Annotated in this window: 15 protein-coding genes; 10 read left to right on the forward strand and 5 right to left on the reverse strand. The window is 37.8% G+C overall.

The window, feature by feature from the left end; genetic code table 11:
* Position 1 precedes the first annotated feature (1 nt).
* Complete coding sequence (locus ACOH2D_RS05165; protein WP_449534565.1) at positions 2-1,567, forward strand: RagB/SusD family nutrient uptake outer membrane protein; 1,566 nt, start codon at positions 2-4, stop codon at positions 1,565-1,567.
* A 711-nt stretch (positions 1,568-2,278) separates the two neighbouring features.
* Here ACOH2D_RS05165 and ACOH2D_RS05170 read toward each other — a convergent pair.
* Complete coding sequence (locus tag ACOH2D_RS05170) at positions 2,279-3,772, reverse strand: TrkH family potassium uptake protein (protein ID WP_449534566.1); 1,494 nt, start codon at positions 3,770-3,772, stop codon at positions 2,279-2,281.
* Positions 3,773-3,891: 119 nt separating this feature from the next.
* On the reverse strand, positions 3,892-5,241 hold the full coding sequence (gene trkA / locus ACOH2D_RS05175) for a Trk system potassium transporter TrkA (RefSeq protein WP_449534567.1): 1,350 nt from the start codon (positions 5,239-5,241) through the stop codon (positions 3,892-3,894).
* A 208-nt stretch (positions 5,242-5,449) separates the two neighbouring features.
* Here trkA and ubiE point away from each other — a divergent pair, with 208 nt between their 5' ends.
* Both ubiE and porT read left to right on the forward strand, forming a co-directional pair.
* A complete protein-coding gene (gene ubiE / locus ACOH2D_RS05180; RefSeq protein WP_449534568.1) occupies positions 5,450-6,181 on the forward strand; it encodes a bifunctional demethylmenaquinone methyltransferase/2-methoxy-6-polyprenyl-1,4-benzoquinol methylase UbiE in 732 nt (243 codons plus the stop codon).
* 30 nt (positions 6,182-6,211) lie between these two features.
* Positions 6,212-6,925 carry a type IX secretion/gliding motility protein PorT/SprT gene (porT, locus tag ACOH2D_RS05185; RefSeq protein WP_348036459.1) on the forward strand — a complete coding sequence of 238 codons (714 nt, stop codon included), beginning with the start codon at positions 6,212-6,214 and terminating at the stop codon, positions 6,923-6,925.
* A gap of 253 nt (positions 6,926-7,178) precedes the next feature.
* Here the strand turns inward: porT and ACOH2D_RS05190 are convergent, their stop codons facing one another.
* Positions 7,179-7,904 (reverse strand): TrmH family RNA methyltransferase, encoded by a 726-nt coding sequence (locus tag ACOH2D_RS05190; protein WP_348036458.1) that lies wholly within the window; start codon positions 7,902-7,904, stop codon positions 7,179-7,181.
* A gap of 117 nt (positions 7,905-8,021) precedes the next feature.
* On the opposite strand from ACOH2D_RS05190, the gene tamL reads away from it, so the two are divergent.
* The 3 genes from tamL (at position 8,022) to accD (ending at position 14,602) form a co-directional block, all read left to right on the forward strand.
* Positions 8,022-10,568 (forward strand): translocation and assembly module lipoprotein TamL, encoded by a 2,547-nt coding sequence (tamL, locus tag ACOH2D_RS05195; protein ID WP_449534569.1) that lies wholly within the window; start codon positions 8,022-8,024, stop codon positions 10,566-10,568.
* A gap of 2,026 nt (positions 10,569-12,594) precedes the next feature.
* A complete protein-coding gene (fbaA, locus tag ACOH2D_RS05200) occupies positions 12,595-13,662 on the forward strand; it encodes a class II fructose-bisphosphate aldolase (protein ID WP_348038338.1) in 1,068 nt (355 codons plus the stop codon).
* Between the two features lie 82 nt (positions 13,663-13,744).
* On the forward strand, positions 13,745-14,602 hold the full coding sequence (gene accD, locus ACOH2D_RS05205) for an acetyl-CoA carboxylase, carboxyltransferase subunit beta (protein WP_348038343.1): 858 nt from the start codon (positions 13,745-13,747) through the stop codon (positions 14,600-14,602).
* A gap of 78 nt (positions 14,603-14,680) precedes the next feature.
* Here accD and ACOH2D_RS05210 read toward each other — a convergent pair whose 3' ends face one another.
* On the reverse strand, positions 14,681-15,778 hold the full coding sequence (locus tag ACOH2D_RS05210; protein ID WP_449534570.1) for a sensor histidine kinase: 1,098 nt from the start codon (positions 15,776-15,778) through the stop codon (positions 14,681-14,683).
* Positions 15,779-15,984: 206 nt separating this feature from the next.
* Between ACOH2D_RS05210 and rpsO the strand changes: the two genes are divergently transcribed.
* From rpsO to ACOH2D_RS05230, 4 genes are all read left to right on the forward strand, one after another.
* Positions 15,985-16,254 (forward strand): 30S ribosomal protein S15, encoded by a 270-nt coding sequence (gene rpsO / locus ACOH2D_RS05215; protein WP_348036049.1) that lies wholly within the window; start codon positions 15,985-15,987, stop codon positions 16,252-16,254.
* A gap of 303 nt (positions 16,255-16,557) precedes the next feature.
* The gene (locus ACOH2D_RS05220) at positions 16,558-18,846 is read left to right on the forward strand and encodes a polyribonucleotide nucleotidyltransferase (protein WP_449534571.1); all 2,289 of its coding nucleotides are present in this window, start codon (positions 16,558-16,560) and stop codon (positions 18,844-18,846) included.
* A 477-nt stretch (positions 18,847-19,323) separates the two neighbouring features.
* Complete coding sequence (locus ACOH2D_RS05225; RefSeq protein WP_348036047.1) at positions 19,324-19,698, forward strand: hypothetical protein; 375 nt, start codon at positions 19,324-19,326, stop codon at positions 19,696-19,698.
* Positions 19,699-20,043: 345 nt separating this feature from the next.
* The gene (locus ACOH2D_RS05230; protein ID WP_027124342.1) at positions 20,044-20,907 is read left to right on the forward strand and encodes a sigma-70 family RNA polymerase sigma factor; all 864 of its coding nucleotides are present in this window, start codon (positions 20,044-20,046) and stop codon (positions 20,905-20,907) included.
* A 726-nt stretch (positions 20,908-21,633) separates the two neighbouring features.
* On the opposite strand, the gene ACOH2D_RS05235 is transcribed toward ACOH2D_RS05230, so the two are convergent.
* A complete protein-coding gene (locus ACOH2D_RS05235; RefSeq protein ID WP_449534572.1) occupies positions 21,634-21,927 on the reverse strand; it encodes a transposase in 294 nt (97 codons plus the stop codon).
* Between the last annotated feature and the right edge of the window lie 330 nt (positions 21,928-22,257).

Raw genomic sequence — 22,257 nt, forward strand, 5'->3', positions numbered from 1 at the left:
AATGAAAAATATATTCAAATTTTTAGCAGTAACTGTTATTGGAATCGGAATGGTTTCATGTTCAGAGGATGCGCTTTTAAACTTGAGCCCCATCAATAATATTCCAATTGATGCTGCCTTTTCTACGCCTTCATTAATTGAAAGCTCCATTAACGGAATGTATAATGCCGCAGCCCTTGGTGAGTATGATGGCAACCCCCGTGGTTATGTTTGGGGAGCAGCCTTTGTGGAACAAGGCGATTGTAGAGGTGAGGATGTGGTTAACGAAGCTACTTTCTATGCATTTACTTACCAAACAACCTATAACCCTTCTACCGCAAACAACGTATATTATTGGATTGATGGTTACCGCTTGATCAGCCGTGCCAACCTAATTATAGATGGTGTTACGAAAGCAGTTGCGAGTGGTATTATTACTCAGCAAAAAGCGGATGACTATATTGGTCAGGCCAAATTTTTAAGAGCGATTACACATTTCGAATTGTTGAATTTCTTTGCAAGACCTTACAATTTTACTCCAGGCGCTACCCACCCAGGTATTCCTTATAGAGTAATAGGTGTTGACACGCAAGCAGAAATTGATGCCGAGATCTTAAAAGGTAGAAATACGGTGGCAGAATGCTATACAAAAGTGTTGGAAGATTTAAATGATGCTGAAAGCTTAATAACCAATACCGAATTGACAAAAGCATCAAAAAATGCCGCCATTGCTTTTAAGACACGCGTCTATCTGCACATGAGAAAATGGGATATGGTTATCGCAGAAGGAAATAAGCTTACAGGGAAATACACCTTAACTGCTGATCCAAATGGTGTCTTTGCAGACAACTCTGGCAATAGTGAGTCCATTTTCTCACTACTAATGTCCGCAAGTAACAATCCTGGTGTGAATGCTGCTTTAGCTTCACAATATAATAACAGAAAACTAGTGTGCATCAGCCCAATTATCTGGAGAGATCCAAGTTGGCTGCCGACTGACAAACGTAGGACCGAAACTTATAAGGACGAAGCTAAAAAATCCGGACCAACAGGAATGGTTTTTGAGTTTGGAGGAAGAAAATACACTAACAAATATAAAGATATATTAAGTTATAGTGATTACGCTCCGATCATCCGTTATGCAGAAGTTTTACTAAGCATGGCAGAAGCACACGCTAGAATGCCAGCTCCAGACTTAGGAGAATCTTTAACATTGTTAAATAAGGTTAGAAACAGAGCTCTGGCAAATCCTGTAACAGAAGCTTACACAGCAGCATCATTTACGACACCGGCAACAATGGTGGGTGCTATTATAAAAGAACGCAGAATTGAGTTTTTAATGGAAGGTAGACGGTGGTCAGACATCCACAGATTACAAGGTGATGATTTGGCACCAATTGATGGCATTCCAGCAAAATTTGCAAATACCAGCCCTCCTGCCTCTGCATATGTTTTAGGAACACCTTACAATGGTCCTTACGGCGAAGCTGCAATCCCTGCAACCGACTACAGATTCTTGTGGCCAATTCCACAGCGAGAGCTGAATTCAAACCCAACCTTAGCTAAAGAGCAAAACCCAGGCTGGTAATAAAAAGTTTTTTTGTTAGTCTTTAACAGTAGCTGCACATCCTAAAAAAATGTGTAGCTATACAAAGTAGCCGTCTCGCAATGCGAGGCGGCTTTTTTGATTTTCATAAAAGAGTTTGGGTAATTGCGATACCATTATTATCCGAAGAAAAATTAACGGATCCTCAGTAATAAAATATCATTCGTGCTACAGCAACTACAAAGTACATTAATAGTAATTCATTTTCAGTCATTTTACCAAAAACTTCTGGTCTCGCTCAAAACTTCAATTGCACATCCACAATGAGAGTTATCCCAAGTATGCAGAACTTCCACACACTAGCAATTTAAAAACTCAACGTTGAGGGTTAGAAAAGACACTTAAGGGTAACCTTAAAGACTACAGACAACTGGTTTACTGCATGTTTAGTCGTTATTGAAGGAAACAACTAAGTGCCATACCATATGACAATGTATTTATTGGAAGTTTTTAAAACAACCTGTAAATCTATTGGATTAGTGAAAATTGGTGAAATTCGTGTCAAAATTTTTAGAAGCTAAAGCGAGATGCAGTAAAGCACCACGACTAATTTCAGGCGGGCCTGCCCGACTATGTTCAGGCGGGGTCTAACTTAATTTGAGACCAATAAATATAAATTGCTGGATCACTCCAACTGAATTGTTATTGGAAGTAAATAACCATAAAAGTAGGTATTTCAGTTCCATTTTATAACTATCTATTTCTCCAAAAGAAAGGTGTCAACAGTACCAACACTGTAAACAGCTCCAAACGTCCAATGAGCATTAAAAAAGAGGCCCACCACTGTGCTAAAGGAGGCAAAGCTGAATAATTATTAACTGGACTAAAAGCACCTAATCCCGGACCAATATTGGCCAAGCTGGAAGCGGATAATCCAATGGCAGATTCAAAATCAATATCAAACATTGAAAACCCTAAAGCCCCTACAATAAAGGAAATCATATAAAGAATAAAAAATCCGAGTATATTATAAACCACAACTCCCGAAATCGCTTTTGAATTATAACGCACAGGTAACACCGCATTAGGATGGAGCGCGCGTTTAAATTCTAAAAATCCATTTTTTATCAATATCAAATGCCGAACAACTTTTATCCCCCCTGACGTACTTCCGGCAGAAGCCCCCATAAACATCATCCCAAAGAAAAGCACGACCAAAAAGGGTGTCCATAAGGTAAAATCGGCCGTTACAAATCCAGTAGTGGTAACCACGCTCACAACCTGAAATAACGCGTGTCGAAATGCGCTTTCAGCTTTACCCCACACCATTGGATGATCAATAGAGGATAGTGATAAATCAGCTTTAAAATAAATACCCAAGGCCGCAATAATCGTAAATGATGCTACAAATCTGAAATACCAACGCAGTTCTTCATCGCCCAAAGCTTTTTGTACTTTGCCTTTAAAGGCGTAATAACTCAACACAAAGTTGGACCCCGCCAAAAACATAAAAGTGATGATGATATATTGAATGATTGGCCGATCATTCCAATAGGCTACACTGGCATTTTTTGTAGAGAATCCACCGGTAGACAAGGAACTCATGGCATGATTGACAGCATCAAAAAAGGACATCCCAGCCGCTTTTAACAAAATGGTTTCTGCCACAGTGTATCCAAAATAAATTAACCATAAACGCTTTGCAGTATCCGTAATGCGCGGATGCAATTTATCAGCACTTATTCCAGGAGCCTCAGCGGTAAATAGCTGCATTCCACCAATACCTAATAATGGCAAAATAGCAATCGCCAGGACAATAATCCCCATACCACCAATCCAGTGCGTCATACTTCTCCAAAAGAGGACGCCCTTGGGTACGATCTCAATATCGTTTATAATAGTAGCTCCAGTTGTTGTATAGCCAGACATGGTCTCAAAAAAAGCACTTGTAAAACTAGGGATGACCTCAGTAACCATATAGGGCATCGCCCCCGAAATCGTCATGACAATCCACCCAAAAGTGACCACGATATAACCTTCGCGCTTGTTCATCTCCTTACTGTGATTTCGTGTTGAGATCATCAAAAGAACACCTACCAATAAAACTGCCAGCCCAGACATGAACAACTTTAAGGTCACACCGTCTTTATAAATGAGACTTACTAAAGTGGACAATAACATAAAGCCACCGTTAAAAAGTAGCAATAGTCCAAAAAAATAAATTATGATTTTGTAGTTGAGTTTCATGTTTTTCTGTTACAATCCCGATAACTATTGCAATAGGATTTCACTATCGACAGGCAGGTTCGCAAATTTGATTTTAAAATGCTTAGTATGATTTACAACTTTTTAAGAATTTTATGTCTTTAAAAAAAGAATTTTTCAACTTCGGTAATCGCTCTTGGAAGACAACAAACTACAACTCGATCCCCCGCCTCTACCTTAAAATCTCCCAAAGGAATAATACCTTCTCCGTTTCTGATCACACCACCAATAATCGCAGAACGTGGAAAATCTATATCTTTTATAGTCTTATTGCTGATTTTTGATTTGGTTTTGACCATAAACTCCAATAACTCAGCATTCATATTATTAAGTTTGGTCATGGCCACAACCTCACCTTTACGGATATATCTGAAAATATTATTGGCCGCCAACAGTTTCTTATTGATTAAAGTATCGATACCAATCGATTCAGATATCTGATAATAATCCATATTCTCAACCAAGGCAATCGTCTTTTTAACCCCTTTGGATTTGGCCACAAGACAGGACATAATATTGGTTTCCGAATTTCCGGTTACCGCAATAAAAGCATCCATATTACCAATGCTTTCTTCTTCTAACAATTCCACATTGCGTCCATCACCATTAATGACGAGTGCATTTGGCAAAGCATCAGCCAATTCAAAAGCCACTTCCCTATTGCTTTCAACAAGTTTGACATTGAATTTAGCAGCACATAAATATTTAGCGATTTTATGACCTATACTGCTACCGCCAAGAATCATCACGTTCTTAACATCCAATCTTACTTTTCCTGAAAGTTCAAATAATTCCTCATCCCCACCTTTGGAAGTCACAAAAATAACCTTATCACCTTCCTTAAACTCCGTATCTCCGCGAGGGATGATGGTATATTCCGTTCCAAAACGCTGAATGGCAATCGGCACAAACCGAAGTTGTGAAAAATCCTCAGCGGCCTCCTGAACCGTTTTATTTACAAAACTTGCGGTTTTTGACAACTTCAAACTCAACATGGTCAAAGCCCCTTCCTCAAACTCATAACTATCATTAAATCCATATTCGTTGATGAGCAATTCAATCTCACCTGCGGCCAAAGATTCTGGAGAAATCAATTCGTCAATCCCAAATTTGGAAAAACCAACCTCATCCTTTTGATCAATAAACTCGGTATTTGAAATTCTGGCAATGGTTCTTCTTGCCCCAAGTTGCTTGGCCAAAACACAGGCTGTAATATTTGTAGTTTCTGAAGAGGTTACAGCAATAAATAAGTCAGAATTTTCAATGCGAGCATCCTTTAAAACTGCAATCGATGTTGCATCGCCTTTAACCACCCTAATATCCAAATGGTCAATGGCATAAACCAGACTTTCTTTTTTGGTGTCTATTAAGGTAATTTCTTGGGATTCGTATGACAACAATTTCGCCAAATGAAATCCGACTTCTCCAGCGCCTGCAATGATTATTTTCATTAATTAATTGGATTGAAAAAACAAACAAATATAAGATATTTAATAGTCCGACATTGGATTTACATCTGATATAATAAATTTTTAAATATTCAAAACAAAGCATTTAACCAACATATATCTTCAATAAAAGTCCCTCCTATTTTAGTTTTTCACTTAAACTTGACAAATTAGCAATGAAAAAATATGTAGTTTTGGCAAAAATATTGGAATGTCAGAAAAAGTAAAACCATATAAGGACAGTCAGTTAGACAAAAAGGAGCAAGTGACTCAAATGTTTGACACGATTTCAAAAGAATATGACGGATTAAACCGTGTTATTTCCTTTGGAATTGATGTGAAATGGCGTAAAAACGTGGTTGACATCATTGCTAAAACGAAAGCCAATCGCATCCTTGACATCGCAACCGGCACAGGAGACCTTGCCATAAACCTTGCACAAACCGAAGCCCAAGAAATTATTGGATTAGATATCAGCAACGGGATGCTTGAGGTAGGCAGAAAAAAAATCGCCGACAAAAAGTTGGGCGACAAAATAAAAATGACGCTTGGGGATTCTGAGAACATTCCTTTTGAAGACAACAGTTTTGATGCCATAACGGTAGCATTTGGTGTTCGGAATTTTGAGAATTTGGAAAAAGGACTTTCTGAAATATTACGAGTTTTAAAACCTAACGGAACTTTCGTGATTTTGGAAACTTCGGTTCCAACCAAAGCGCCATTTAAACAAGGCTACAAATTCTATTCAAAATACATTTTGCCAACCATCGGGAAAATGTTTTCAAAAGATCGTGTGGCGTATTCTTATTTAAGCGAATCGGCCTCTGTTTTTCCTTATGGTGAAGTCTTAAACAATATTTTACGACAAATTGGGTTTACTAATGTGAAGGATTTGCCTCAAACGTTTGGCGTAGCAACCATTTACGTGGCAACCAAGCAATAAGACCATAAGAATTGACCTAGACTCCATACAATGAAAAGAACCGTTATCGTCATAGTACTTTTACTAATTTACAATTCGGCATCCGCGCAGTTGTTTAGTAAGGAAAAGATTAAAAACCAAGAAAACTTTGATAAGCAGGTCTTAACTTGGGGTTATTTTTTAGGGTTTAATAATTATGATTTTAAGTTCGAATATGAGCAGGATCTCAAAGACATCCTTGTAGAAACAAGTATAGGTTTTAATGTGGGATTAGTGGGAGATTTGCGCCTCAACGAATATTTCAACCTTCGTTTTGAACCAGGTTTATATATTTCCAAAAGAAATCTGGTCTATGACGAAAGCTATTTCGATCCTTCAAAATTTAGAACCTCTGACTTGTCACGAGAAGTGAATTCCACCTATATCCATTTTCCTTTATTATTAAAAGTATCCACCAAACGCATTAACAATTTCAAACCTTTTCTAGTTGGCGGCCTTTCCACGGCTTTAAATCTCTCAAGTAACGAAAACAATCCAGAAGACAATAGCACGACGCAATTCCGCACCAAAAAAGGAATGCTGTTTTATGAAGTTGGTTTTGGGATAGACTTTTACTTGGAGTGGTTTAAGTTTACGCCATCCATCAGAGGTGTTTTTGCTATCAATGATGAATTGGTAAGAGATCATGACCCAAATAGTCCATGGACAGGCAATATAGCTTCCATGAAAACAAGAGGTGTGTTTGTGAACTTCACGTTTCAATAGGGCTTGTTGGGTGTTGTGGAGTTGTTTGGTGTTAAGTTGTTTAATTTAGCTGAATGATCCTTCTTGATTAGAATTGACTGTTTAAGGTTCATTATTCATTGTAAAATTTTCGAAGACTCCTCTTTGCGCAACTTTGTGTCTGCTTTGTGCAACTTTGCGTTATAGCCTATCCGTTTACAGATAAACTTCGAACAAAAAGTTTCCCGCAGAACAATCAACAATCAACAATCAACAATCAAAAATCTCCAATCTCCTACTTCCTTCTTTTAAACTCACTCAACAAAATAGCGGTAGCCGTAGCCACATTTAAACTTTCGGTCGATTGATGGGTACTAAAACTGGGAATACTAAGTTTATTTTCAATTAGCTTTTCAATTTCTGCCGAAATACCATTGGCTTCATTGCCCATGATCAAAATACCCTTTTCAGGTAATTCACTTTCATAGATATTCTCACCGTCCATGAACGCGCCAAACTTTTGAATTTTTGAATCCCTTAAAAATGCTTCTAAATTTAGATAAACGATATTAACGCGTGTTAAGGAGCCCATTGTGGCCTGCACCACTTTGGGATTGTAGCAGTCCACGGTCGTTTCACTGCACACTAAATCCTCGATGCCAAACCAATCACACAACCTTATGATGGTTCCCAAATTGCCAGGATCCCGAACAGCATCCAATGCCAAAATCAATTTACCTGAACCGATATTTTCGGCGGGTGGCATTTCAAAAACAGCCACTACCTGTTGTGGCGTAGTCAAGGCACTTATTTTTTTCAATTCTGCCTCAGTAATTAAACTAAACTTTTCCGGCGGACAATCAAAATCATCACTCAGAGCGTATATATGATGTAAGGTGTAATCTGACCTTAAAAATTCATCAACAGTCTTTTTACCTTCCACCAAAAACAGTCGATGTTTTAAGCGTTGTTTTTTTTGTGTTAGGCTTACAATTAATTTTATCTGATTTTTTGTTAACATCAAAATGTATTTACTTTTGTCACGTTATTAATTCCGACCAAGGATTTTTTTAATGTTTGTTTTACCACCTATAAAAACAGTAAATTTGAGCTCATCAAAAGTTATGTCGATTTCCCTTTGAAAGTTAAGGTAGCAAAAATATCATTTATTACGACAATAGTCATCATGTTGTACTCGTGCAATGCCGTAAAACGTGTTGGCAAGGATGATCTTTTACTCACGAACAATTCGGTGTATGTCAATGACAAAAAAAATAACACCGACGCCCTTAACAATCTCCTATATCAAAAAACCAATGGCAAATTTCCGTTGTTTGGAATTCCCATAAAGCTGCATATTTACAATTTGGCTCGACCAAATATTGACTCTATTTTAAATGCCAAATATAGAAATCCTGACGATCCCAAGACCGGTCTAAAAAATTTCATTTCATTAAAACAGTACGAAGCTGTTATTAGCTCAAAAAAGGATTTCAACAATTGGTTAAAGAAAACTGGGGAACCTCCGGTAATCATCAACACGCTCAAAACTGAAAAATCAACCACAAATTTAAAAACTTATTACTATAAAAATGGCTGGTTCAATGCGGATGCTTCCTACAAAATAGACAGCACCGGCAACCAAAGGGCTGAAGTCAATTATTATGTAAAAACTGGAACACCTTATTTTCTGGATTCCATTAGAACACGAATATCCTCGCCAGTTATAGATACGCTGTACAAAACACTTAAAGACCAATCACTGATTGTTAAAGGAGAGCAGTTTAAAGAAGCTAATCTAACCAATGAGCGCGACCGTTTGACGACAGAGTTGCGCAATTCGGGGCTTTTCCATTTTGCACAGGATTATATCACTTTTGAAATTGACACCATCGGCACCAATAAAAAAGTTAACACCGATATCATTATCCAAAACAGAATTATTAGGCATGAAGATTCACTTGAAGTCATGCCATTTCAGATTTACACCGTAAAAGATGTCAATATTTTTACCGATGATGCTTTTCAAAATAAAGACCTAAAACCAACAGATACCATCAACTATAAAGGTTTTAATATTTATAGTTACGGAAAATCTAAATTCAGAGCAAAGGCCTTAACTGATGCTATTTTCATTACAAAGGATGATATCTTTAAAGACATTAACCGCACACGGACCTATCGCTATTTGAGTGAATTGCGAATGTTTAAATATCCGAATATAGAATATGTGGAAAATGTAAAAGACACCACGCTGACCGCTAATATATACTTGATACCAAAGAAGAAATTTGGGCTTAATTTTAATACAGAAATTTCCCAAAGTAATATACAAACCGTGGGATTTGCTTTCAGTGGCGGACTTTTGATTCGGAATGTTTTTAGAGGCGCAGAAACTTTAGAGGTTTCCGGACTTGGATCCATTGGCGCTTCCAAGGACGGAAGAAATGTTAAAGACGGCTTTTTTGACATCACTGAAGTAGGAGCTACGATTAAACTTACCATTCCACGTTTGTTTTTCCCATTAAACACAGATAAGGTCGTCCCAAAGTTCATGTCGCCAAGTACCAGAATCAGTGCAAGTGCTACAAGTCAACGAAACATTGGGTTGGATAAACAAAGTTTAATAGGCGTCTTGAGCTACAATTGGTTTCCTAATGAAAAAGTAACCAACACGCTTGACTTTTTTAATGTGCAATATGTAAAAAACCTGAATACCGCCAATTATTTCGGTGTATATCAAAACACATACAAGAGTCTTAATAATATCGCGCATGATTACAATACGGATCCCAATTATTTTAATGACAATGGAGATCTCATAATTCCAACAGGCGCCAATGCGTTTATAAGCGATGTGCTAAACCCAAGCTCTGGCTTAAATGTTTCTGAAAACGATCTTTCTACAGTACGTAATATTTCACAACGTCAGGACCGACTTACGGAAAACAACTTGATCATTTCTTCGAGCTTCAATTACATCAAAACCAAACGCGAAAATATTCTGGATAACGACTTCTCGATTGTCAGGTTCCGGTTGGAATTTGCGGGGAACATCCTATCTAACATTGCAAAAATAACAGGCGCTCCAAAGGATCAGAATGGTCGCTATGATATTTTCGGAGTAGCTTTCTCACAATACGCCAAAGGAGAATTTGATTATGTAAAATATTGGGATTTAGGAAAGAAAAACGTTCTTGCCGTTCGAAGCTATTTTGGAATTGCAATACCTTACGGCAATTCAAATAACATTCCTTTTTCAAAGAGTTTCTTTGCCGGTGGCCCCAATGATAATCGGGCCTGGACTGCTTATAACCTTGGCCCTGGCAGCTCAAAATCAACGAATGAGTTTAATGAGGCCAATTTCAAGCTACACTTTAGTGCTGAACAGCGCTTTAATCTTTTTGGTTCATTATATGGCGCCTTTTTTGTAGATGCCGGAAATATATGGAACATTTTTGATGATGTGACAGACAAGGCACAAACCTTTGACAGTCTTAATTCCCTAAAAGATATCGCCGTAGGTTCAGGTTTTGGATTGCGCTATGATTTCAGGTTTTTTGTCCTTCGTGGTGACATCGGCTTTAAAACCTATGACCCATCGTATGACTTAGGAAACCGTTGGTTTAAGGATTATAATTTCGGGAATGCCGTTTATAATATTGGGATTAACTATCCTTTTTAGGAAGGAGAATTAAGTGCTGAGAATTAAGTATTAAGAGTTAGGACAGGAATATTAGAGATGAGGCCGTTTCACAAACAGCGATCGATGGCCTAATAAACATCCTTAGGAAGGACTCAGAACGTATCACAGAAGAATTCCTTTTTAATGCTTCGACAGGCAGCAATCTTGTTTCGACAGATTCAGCAACAACTTCACTTCGACATGCTCGTAACCTGAATTAGATTCTAAATAATTCCTAATTGATATTTAAAAAAACGAGGGCTTTTAATGTCGAATAACGAATACGGAATAACGAATGTTGAAGTATTGAATTGGTTGTTTTTCATCAATGTCGCTAGGTTTTATTTTCGTTGCAACCTTCGCGAAAACCCTTGGCGTCTTTGCGTTTAAACAGTGTTGATTTATTCTAACCGCAATGGGCGCAAAGTTTAGCGCAAGGTGCGCAAGGTTAATGTGGCTGAAACTTCGACTAGTTCAGTAACCGAGTTAAAATTGAATTAGATTACAAATAACTCCTAAATTATTTTAAAAAGACGAGGACTTTAATGTCGAATAACGAATACAGAATAACGAATCATGAAGTATTAAAGCGGTCGATTATTGGAGATAGTGCATTTTGATATCATTTTCAACGTATAGATCATCAATGTCGTTAGATTTTATTTTCGTTGCAACCTTCGCGAAAACCCGTAGCGTCTTTGCGTTTAAACAGTGTTGATTTATTCTAACCGCAATGGGCGCAAAGTTTAGCGCAAGGTGCGCAAGGTTAATGACGTTGATACTTCGACAAGTTCAGTAACCGAGTTAAAATTGAATTAGATTCTAAATAATTTCTAATTGTCATTTAAAAGATGAGGGTTTTTAATGTCGTTGGATTTTATTTTCATTGCGACCTTAGCGCAAACCCTTGACGTCTTTGCGTTTAAACAGTGTTGATTTATTCTAACCGCAATGGGCGCAAAGTTTAGCGCAAGGTGCGCAAGGTTAATGTGGCTGAAACTTCGACTAGTTCAGTAACCGAGTTAAAATTGAATTAGATTACAAATAACTCCTAAATTATTTTAAAAAGACGAGGACTTTTAATGTCGAATAACGAATACAGAATAACGAATCATGAAGTATTGAAGCGGTAGAATATTGGGCATAGTGCATTTTGATTTCAGTTTTAGCGTATAGATTATTAATGTCATTAGGTTTTATTTTCGTTGCAACCTTCGCGAAAACCCTTTGCTTCTTTGCGTTTAAACAGTGTTGATTTATTTTAACCGCAATGGGCGCAAAGTTTAGCGCAAGGTGCGCAAGGTTAATGAGGCTGAAACTTCGACTAGTTCAGTAACCGAGTTAAAATTGAATTAGATTACAAATAACTCCTAATTGTTATTTTAAATAAACCAGGGCTTTTAATGTCGAATAACGAATACGGAATAACGAATGTTGAAGTATTTAATTGGTTGTTTTTCATCAATGTCGTTAGGTTTTATTTTCATCGCGACCTTCGCGAAAACCCTTTGCGTCTTTGCGTTTAAACAGCGTTGATTTACTCCAACCACAATGGGCGCTAAGTTTAGCGCAAGGTGCGCAAGGCTCATGAAGTTGGTACTTCGACAAGTTCAGTAACCGAGTTAAAATTGAATTAGATTACAAATAACTCCTAAATTATTTTAAAAAGACGAGGACTTTTAATGTCGAATAACGAATACGGAATAACGAATGTTGAAGTATTGAATCGGTCGTTTTATGAGGATTAGTGCATTTTTGATTTCAGTTTTATACCACATTTCGCTTCTAGACAATAAACTCTAGACTCTAAACTCATCTCATGAAACATCAAAATAGTGGCGATTTCGAAAGTTTGATCACTAGGATTATTATACATCTATGCAGTTTCATTTTAAAATTGACAAGTAAGCTCAAACTACAAGGTTTTCGGTATCAAAACATCGCTTGTTCATAAAAACAACGGCACCAAAACCTTGACTTTGTTTTAATTTCATTATTTTTGAAACTAAATTAATATTAAAATAATATGAGTCATAATATAAAGCCAGGCGTTGCTACCGGCAAAGAGGTGCAGGCTATTTTTAAATTGGCAAAAGAGAAACAATTCGCTTTACCAGCCGTTAACGTTATAGGATCAGACACCATTAATGGGGTTTTAGAAACTGCAGCTGCATTAAATGCGCCCGTAATTATTCAGTTTTCCAATGGCGGTGCTATCTTTAATGCAGGTAAAGGCTTGAGCAATGAAGGACAAAAAGCGGCTATTGCAGGTGCCGTTGCAGGTGCAAAACACGTACATCTTTTGGCTGAAGCCTATGGTGTTCCAGTAATCTTGCATACAGACCATGCTGCAAAAAAATTATTGCCTTGGATTGACGGTCTTTTGGATGCCAGTGAACAGCACTTTAAGGAAACAGGAAAGCCTTTATACAGTTCTCATATGATCGATCTTTCTGAAGAACCTTTGGAAGAGAATATCGAGACCTGTAAAACCTATTTGAAGCGTATGAGCAAAATGGGAATGACCTTAGAAATTGAATTAGGTATTACTGGTGGTGAGGAAGATGGTGTTGACAATTCGGATGTTGATGTTTCTAAATTATATACACAACCGGAAGAGGTTGCTTATGCTTTTGAGGAATTAAGCAAGATAAGTGACCAATTTACGATTGCCGCTGCTTTTGGAAACGTTCATGGCGTTTACAAACCAGGAAACGTCAAATTGACGCCAAAAATTCTTAAGAACTCTCAAGAATTCCTATCTAAAAAACACAATTTACCACATAATCATATTGATTTTGTATTCCATGGTGGATCAGGATCAAGCGTTGAAGAAATCAGGGAAGCTATTGGGTATGGTGTGATCAAAATGAATATTGATACCGACATGCAATATGCATTTATGAGCGGTATTCGCGATTACTTCAAAGAAAACGATGCCTATTTACAATCTCAAATTGGAAATCCAAACGGCCCAGATTCGCCAAACAAAAAATATTACGACCCTCGTGTATGGCTTAGAAAAGGTGAAGAAACCTTTGTTGCAAGATTAAAAAAGGCGTTTGAAGATTTAAACAATGTGAATACTTTATAACTTTGCATTTATAGAACTAACTTTTTATGGAGATTTTTAAATTCAAAAACCTTCAATCATAAATCTAAAATCATAAATCATAATGTCTTGGTTTAAAAGAAAAACAAAAGGAATTACCACTACTACAGAGGAAAAGAAGGACACGCCAAAAGGCTTGTGGTACAAATCTCCAACGGGTAAAATTATCGATACCGAAGAGCTGGAGAAAAACTTTTTTGTAAGCCCTGAAGATGGATACCATGTAAGGATTGGCAGTAAGGAGTATTTTCAAATTTTATTTGATGACAATAAGTTTAAGGAGCTCGACGCTAATTTAGCGTCCAAGGATCCTTTAAAATTTGTAGACACTAAACCATATCCAGATCGCTTGAAAGCTGCTGAAGAAAAAACCAAACTTAAAGATGCCGTTCGCTGTGCCGTAGGAAAATCTAAAGGAAAAAATCTTGTGGTAGCTTGTATGGATTTTGCTTTTATCGGTGGATCGATGGGAAGTGTTGTGGGAGAGAAAATTGCTCGTGCCGGGGAATATGCCTTAAAGAAAAAACTACCATTTCTTATCATTTCAAAATCTGGTGGCGCACGAATGCAGGAAGCAGCTTTGTCATTAATGCAATTGGCTAAAACATCAGCTAAATTAGCGGAATTGGCAGACGCAAACATTCCTTACATCTCTTTGTGCACCGACCCAACCACAGGTGGAACAACTGCTTCGTTTGCAATGCTAGGCGACATCAACATCAGTGAACCTGGCGCCTTAATTGGATTTGCAGGACCACGAGTGGTTAGAGATACAACTGGACAAGAATTACCTGAAAACTTCCAAACTGCGGAATTTTTATTGGAACACGGCTTTTTAGATTTTATCACAGAACGTAAGGATTTGAAAAACAAGATCAATCTTTATATTGATTTGATTACCAATCAGCCCTTGCGCGTTTAAAATTAAAGACCTTTATAAATTAATTTGCCACAACTAAACGATGTTTATTTGTGGCATTTTTCATTAAGGCCATCGACCTTAGGCTTTATGAAGAAACAAACGGAAAGTGGATCCCACATCCACTTGACTTTGAACTTCTATCTTCCCTCCCATGCTTTCCACATGGTTTTTTGTAATGAACAGACCAATACCAATGGCGTCTTCGCGCTGATGAAAGGTCTTTTTAAACTGAAACAGATCATGCTTATGCGCGTCCAGATCAATCCCAAGTCCGTTGTCACTAACTTCCAAAATCACATAATCCTCAGAAACGATCGTACGTAATTGGACGAAAGCACTACGTTTTTCAGAACGGTATTTGATGGCATTGGTCAAAAGATTAAGAATAACGCTATCTAGATAAACAGGAACAGCCAAAACTTCAAGATTTTCATCAACCGCATTAATGATTTCGCATCGCTCATGACGGGCTATGGCACTAATATTATAGATGTTATTGGCCACAAAATCGCTTAAATTTAATGCCGTTAAGCTGTCTTGAGCTGAGAACTGATCTTTCCTGACCTCATTGAGATTAGAAATCGTAGTATCGAGCTGTGCTAAGGCTACTTTAAGCATTTTAAAATTCTCGTCATTTTTGATGCCATGGAGTTCTTCTTCCATAAACCCAGCAATCATGTTTAAGTTACCAAGATGGCTGCGGATGTCATGCGTTGCAATATGTGCAAAATCCTTAAGTTTTTCATTTTGATTCTTCGCGATTTCGGCCAAGGAATTCATTTGCAAAAGCAATTCCTTATGTTCAGAAATGTCAACCACTTGCGAAATAAAATAAAGCGGCGTACCATCTTCATGAAACTCCAAAGAAACCGATGACAACACCCAAATGATCCGTCCAGTTTTATGGAAATAGCGCTTTTTAATTTGATACCTAGCAATATTGCGTTCCAATAACTGAAACTTCTGTGCCATGGCCACTTCCAAATCATCTTTGTGCGTGATTTCAGGAAAACTCATGGTGTAGAGTTCCTCTTCCGAATACCCCAAAAGCTCCAACAGACTGCGATTGACCTTGACCCATTTATAATCCAAGCCAATGATGGCTATACCATTTGGCGCATTGTCAAAGATGTTTTCAAAGAGCTTATCTTTTATGTTAACTAAATAGGTTGGCATAGGTTTAATATATATGTGGAAATCAAAAATAGCAGAGAATCGCGCATGACCTTAACCCATTAACAAATATTTATACCCATTTTCCTACGAATAAACTATCACAGAATTCTTAACTGGAGCATTATTCCTATTATAATAATTACTATATTTGCAGCTTGGTTCGAAAACCGAATCAATACATAAAAATCATTTACAATAATATTAGCATGTATTTAGATCAAAAAGAAAAAGAAGCCATTTTTACAAAACACGGTAAAGGTGCAAAAGACACAGGTTCAGCAGAAGGACAAATTGCTTTGTTTACCTACAGAATCAATCATTTAACTGAGCACTTGAAAAGAAACCGTAAAGATTTCAATACTGAGCGTTCATTGGTAATGTTAGTTGGTAAACGTCGTGCATTGCTTGACTATCTAATTAAAAAAGATATCTTAAGATATCGTGCCATCATTAAAGAATTAGGATTAAGAAAATAATCACTTCAAAGACCACGCCTTTCAGCGTGGTTTTTTGTTTGCGTTTGTTTTCTTCTGCGTTAGGGATTGAAGCGGCATCCTTTTTTGTTTTTCACAAAAAAGATACAGCGGAAAGCCCGACCTTTAGGTAACGCCCAAATAATAACACTAATAATATCAACGCAATCGAAAGCGTCAAACATTCGAGGTAGAAGCAGCGAGATCCCGGAGCAAGCCCGGGACTAAAGGTTTTTCATTGGTCAACACACAACACTACACAACAACAACGCAACGACCATTGTTTAATTTAGAATTAAGAAATTTATGATTCCAAAAGTTTTTAGAGAGGTCATTGACCTTGGTGATGGACGTACAATCTCCATCGAGACCGGAAAATTAGCTAAGCAAGCTCATGGTTCGGTTGTTGTGCAATCAGGCAACTGTATGTTATTATGTACGGTGGTATCCAATTACAAACAAAGTGATGTCGACTTTTTACCATTAACAGTAGATTATCGCGAGAAATTTGCTGCTTCTGGACGTTATCCAGGTGGTTTCTTCAAAAGAGAAGCCAGACCAAGTGACGGTGAAGTTTTAGTGATGCGTTTGGTGGACCGTGTTTTACGCCCCTTATTCCCTGCTGATTATCACGCAGAAACTCAGGTTATGATTCAGTTAATGTCTCATGACGAAAACGTAATGCCAGATGCCATGGCTGGTTTGGCCGCATCTGCTGCAATCCAGTTATCTGACTTTCCTTTTGAGTGTGCCATTTCAGAAGCTCGTGTAGGTCGTGTTAATGGTGAGTTTATCATCAACCCAACCAGAGCACAATTGCTAGAATCTGATCTTGATATCATGGTTGGCGCTTCAGTGGATTCTGTAATGATGGTTGAAGGTGAAATGCATGAAATTTCTGAAGAAGAAATGACAGAAGCCATCAAATTTGCTCACGACGCGATTAAAATCCAATGTGAAGCTCAAATTCGTTTGGCAGAAGCCTTTGGCAAAAAACCAACTCGTGAATATGAGCCTGAGCCTACCAATGAGGACCTAGAGAAAAAAGTAAGAGCATTAACTTACGATAAAGTATACGCTGTTGCCCGTGCTGCTTCTGCAAAACATGATAGAACTGCTGCTTTTGATGCCATCAAAGAAGAAGTTAAAGCTAGTTTTACTGAAGAAGAATTGGCAGAATATGGCGGAATGGTTTCAAAATACTATTACCAAGCCGAAAAGGATGCCGTTAGAGACTTAACCCTTAATGAAGGTTTACGTTTGGACGGTAGAAAAACGGACGAAATCAGACCAATCTGGTGTGAAATCGACTATTTACCTTCTACGCACGGTTCTTCTATTTTTACACGTGGCGAAACGCAAGCTTTAGCGACGGTAACTTTAGGAACTTCAAGAGAAGCCAACCAAATAGACATGCCATCCTTTGAAGGTGAAGAGCGTTTCTATTTACACTATAACTTCCCTCCTTTTTCAACTGGTGAAGCGAGACCAATTCGTGGTACCTCTCGTCGTGAAGTAGGTCATGGTAACTTGGCACAACGTGCTTTGAAAAACATGATTCCTGCGGATTGTCCTTATACAGTGCGAGTTGTTTCTGAGGTATTAGAATCAAACGGATCGTCTTCAATGGCTACCGTATGTTCAGCTACAATGGCATTGATGGACGCTGGTGTTCAATTGAAAAAACCAGTTTCTGGAATCGCCATGGGATTAATTTCTGATGCTGAATCAGGAAAATATGCTGTATTATCTGATATTTTAGGAGACGAAGATCACTTAGGTGATATGGACTTTAAAGTAACTGGTACGGCTGACGGAATTACTGCCTGTCAAATGGATATTAAGGTTAAAGGATTGTCTTATGAAATTTTAGTGAATGCACTAAAACAAGCTCGTGAAGGCCGTTTACACATCCTTGGTAAACTGATTGAGACTATCGCAACTCCAAATGCAGATGTGAAAGCTCATGCTCCAAAAATGATTACCCGTGTGATTCCTAACGAATTCATTGGTGCATTGATTGGACCAGGTGGAAAAGTGATTCAAGAGTTACAGAAAGCAACCAAAACTACGATTGTTATCAACGAAGATCCTATTACTGAAGAAGGTATTGTGGAAATTTTAGGTACCAATCAAGAAGGTATTGATGCGGTATTGACTAAAATCGATTCGTTATTGTTCAAACCAACCGTTGGTGGATCTTACATCGTGAAAGTCATTAAAATGTTAGATTTTGGAGCGGTTGTAGAATATGCAGATGCCCCAGGAAACGAAGTATTATTACACGTCAGTGAATTGGCATGGGAACGCACAGAAAATGTTTCTGACGTTGTTAATATGGGCGATGTTTTTGAAGTGAAATACTTCGGAGTAGATCCTAAAACGCGTAAAGAAAAAGTATCTCGCAAGGCTTTGTTAGAAAAACCAGAAGGTTATGTAGCAAGACCGCCAAGAGAGTCTAATGATAGAGACAGAAATGGTGGACGTGATAGCCGTGGTGGCTCTCGTGATAGCCGTGGAGGTTCTCGTGACAACAGCCGTCGCGATGATCGTCGTGATGACCGTAAACCTAGAGAAGATAAAAAGGAAGATTAATTTTATTTTATCCTTATAATTTATCCAAACCTGACAGGTTTTAAAAACCTGTCAGGTTTTTTTATACGCTTTTCTGAGAGTAAAATCAATTTGCAAAGCCTTACCCAGTTGTGATCTTCTAATTCTTCTTAATAGAGCTTATTGAACATTCTTCTTCCGAATTTAAAGAGAAGATAAAAGGAAGATTAATTTTCCATTATCTTTTTAAATCTACCCAAACCTCTCAGGTTTTAAAAACCTGAGAGGTTTTTTTTATGTAAATTGGTTTAGGCGGACTGGAGTTTCTCATAACCTATCCATACACTATCCATGGAGTATCCATGGCGTATCCATGGAGTATCTATGGCGAATGACTCGTCCTGAAATAGCTATGACTCGTCCTTGACCCGTCCTGAAATAGCTATACTGTAACCTAACTAAAAAGTTAAAGGCTTGCAAAAACTTGTAATTGTCATTTATTTTATTAGATTATAGGTTATGATTTATACAGATAAAAAGAAGTATTCGGAGATTTTAAGTAATTCTTTAGCTTACTTAAAGAAAATTGGGTTTGAAAATATTCAAGCAGACGCGGAAGGTTATGAAACCCCAAAATCCTATCTCAAAAGAGGTAGTGAGATTGAAGTGACACCAGACATTGTCGCGGAAAAGGAAGGCAGGAAACATTATTTTGAACTCAGTTTGAAATCGGATGAAACCCGCTTATTACAATCAAAATGGTTATTCCTGAAGACCCTCAGTACAATGACCTCTTCCCGTTTTAAAATAATTACGACACGCGGGCATTACAAGTTCACAAATGAGATGTTGGAAGCCATCAACTTATCAGATAAAAAACTGATTAAAATATAATACATCACTATTGTTTGAGAAAAGAATTAAGACCGCTTCGCTACTAGAACAAAGAACAAAGACTCGTTCCGTAAAAGATTGATAACATGGTAATTAAAATTTTAAATCAGCCTCAATTGTTTTAGTTTAAAACTTTTCAGAGAAATTTAACAATGAAGGCTCCTATGACTGGTAACGTTGAAAACCTTTATATACCTATCTTTTAGTAAGTCGCGTAAATTTTAATCGGACATTAATGATAATAAATAATTAATTTTGAATTTCTTGTAACATTTGTGTACTCTTCTACGTATAACTACTTACGAAAGGATTATTCACTATTATAAATAAGAGAGACACATTTAAATGAGACAACTCAAAATTACGAAGCAAGTTACCAATAGGGAAACAGCTTCGCTAGACAAGTATCTTCAAGAAATTGGAAAAGTTGACTTAATTACTGCTGACGAAGAAGTAGAATTGGCACAACGCATTAAAGCTGGCGATCAACTGGCTTTAGAGAAATTAACAAAGGCTAATCTACGTTTTGTTGTATCGGTAGCAAAACAATATCAAAACCAAGGCTTGACATTACCCGATTTAATCAATGAAGGTAATTTAGGCCTTATCAAAGCAGCACAACGTTTTGATGAAACACGTGGTTTCAAATTTATTTCTTATGCGGTATGGTGGATTCGTCAATCCATTTTACAAGCTTTGGCTGAACAATCCCGTATTGTCCGTTTGCCTCTGAATAAAATTGGCTCGATCAACAAAATCAACAAGACTTTTGCTTTTTTAGAGCAAAGTCATGAGCGTCCGCCAAGTGCTGAGGAGATTGCCAAAGAACTGGACATGACCATCAATGATGTGAAAGAGTCCATGAAAAACTCTGGCCGTCACGTATCCATGGATGCGCCGTTGGTTGAAGGTGAAGATTCAAACTTGTACGACGTATTGCGTTCTGGAGAATCTCCAAATCCTGACAGGGATTTGTTGCATGAATCCTTACGTACCGAAATTGAGCGTGCCCTAGAGACCTTAACCCCTCGTGAAGCGGATGTGATTCGTTTGTATTTTGGCTTAGGAGATCAGCACCCAATGACCTTGGAAGAGATTGGAGAAACGTTTGATTTAACGCGTGAACGTGTCCGTCAAATTAAAGAAAAAGCAATTCGTAGGTTGAAACATACCTCACGAAGCAAAATATTAAAAACCTACCTTGGGTAGGTTTAAATTCCAAATTTAAAGTGCCAAATTATAAATGATCATTTTGGAATAACGGCCTTAATTCCCGAAACTTAGGGAGGAATTTGTAAGCAACAAACGGTTGACTCTCTTCGGAGAGATACCCACTTACGTGGGTGCTAAAGCTGTTCGTTTTTTGATTGATGAAAGAACCCTCGGCTGATTACCGGGGGTTCATTTTTTCCATTGAAGTTGAAATTGAAGTTGAAGTTGAAGTTGAAAATGAAGTTGCTTGCCCGTCCGTAGCTTTTGCGAAGGTGGGATGTTGAAGTTGAAGTTGAAGTTGAAGTTGAAATAGAAGTTGAAATAGAAGCTGAAATAGAAATCGGAAATGGGATTTAACCCTTCCGTCTTTAAGCTCTATCCTGAGCTTAAATCCACCTTCCCTTCGAAAGGGAAGGAGTTTTTTGATGTGCTTATTTAAAAACAAAAGCGCAAACTAGAATTCTCGGATCAAGGAATATTGTTGGGGAGGAGCACAAATTACGCATTCAATTTAGTCAGTCTATAGAGGAAGAATTTATAGGCGTTGATAGGCTTCTTTATAAGCCACAAATTACATTTAATATCTATGGCATTAACGTGCCTTTATCCTGCCTTTATCCTGCCTTTATCTAAGCATCAAAGAGGAAGCTCCTTTTGGGTGTTTCTGTTTTCCTCTTCTATGATTTCCCATCTCAGTGGGATACGTTCTTCCTGTACGGCTTCTTAGGTGAGTTTCTGAACATGGAACCTGTCGGTCACTATTACTGTTCTGGGGAAACATTCTTTAGCGACCAAGTTCATGCTCCCGGCCATATCCTCAGTAACCTCCTTGACCATATTTCGCATTCCCACGGGGATTTTCTTAAGGACATCGATCACATCCAGCGCTTTTGTGCCTTTGATGATAGCTACTATGCTGCCTTTCTTTCCGTTGGCTTCTTTATTGGTCAGGACCGTGTAGAGTTCACCGTTGTATAGAGAGGTTTCATCCAGACTTAAAAATTTGCCGAGGTTCATTCATAAAGCAACAATACTGCCAAATGCCTTCCCGTCCGTAGCCTTAGCGAAGGCGGGATGTTGAAAATGAAATTGAAATCGAAAATGAAGTTGAAGCTGCTCGCCCGTCTGAACCTTTTTCGCGAAGGCGGGAGGACTGAAAAATGTGATTCCTCCTGCGTCGGAATGACAAATTCTATCAGAATATCTGAAATCTATCAGAATATCTGAAAACTGAATACAGAATACTGAAAACGGAAAACTGTGACTGCCAACTGCTTGCCCGTCCGAAGCTTTTTAGCGAAGGCGGGATGTTGAAAATGAAATTGAAATCGAAAATGAAGTTGAAGC

It is taken from the genome of Gelidibacter sp. (genome assembly GCF_053579655.1).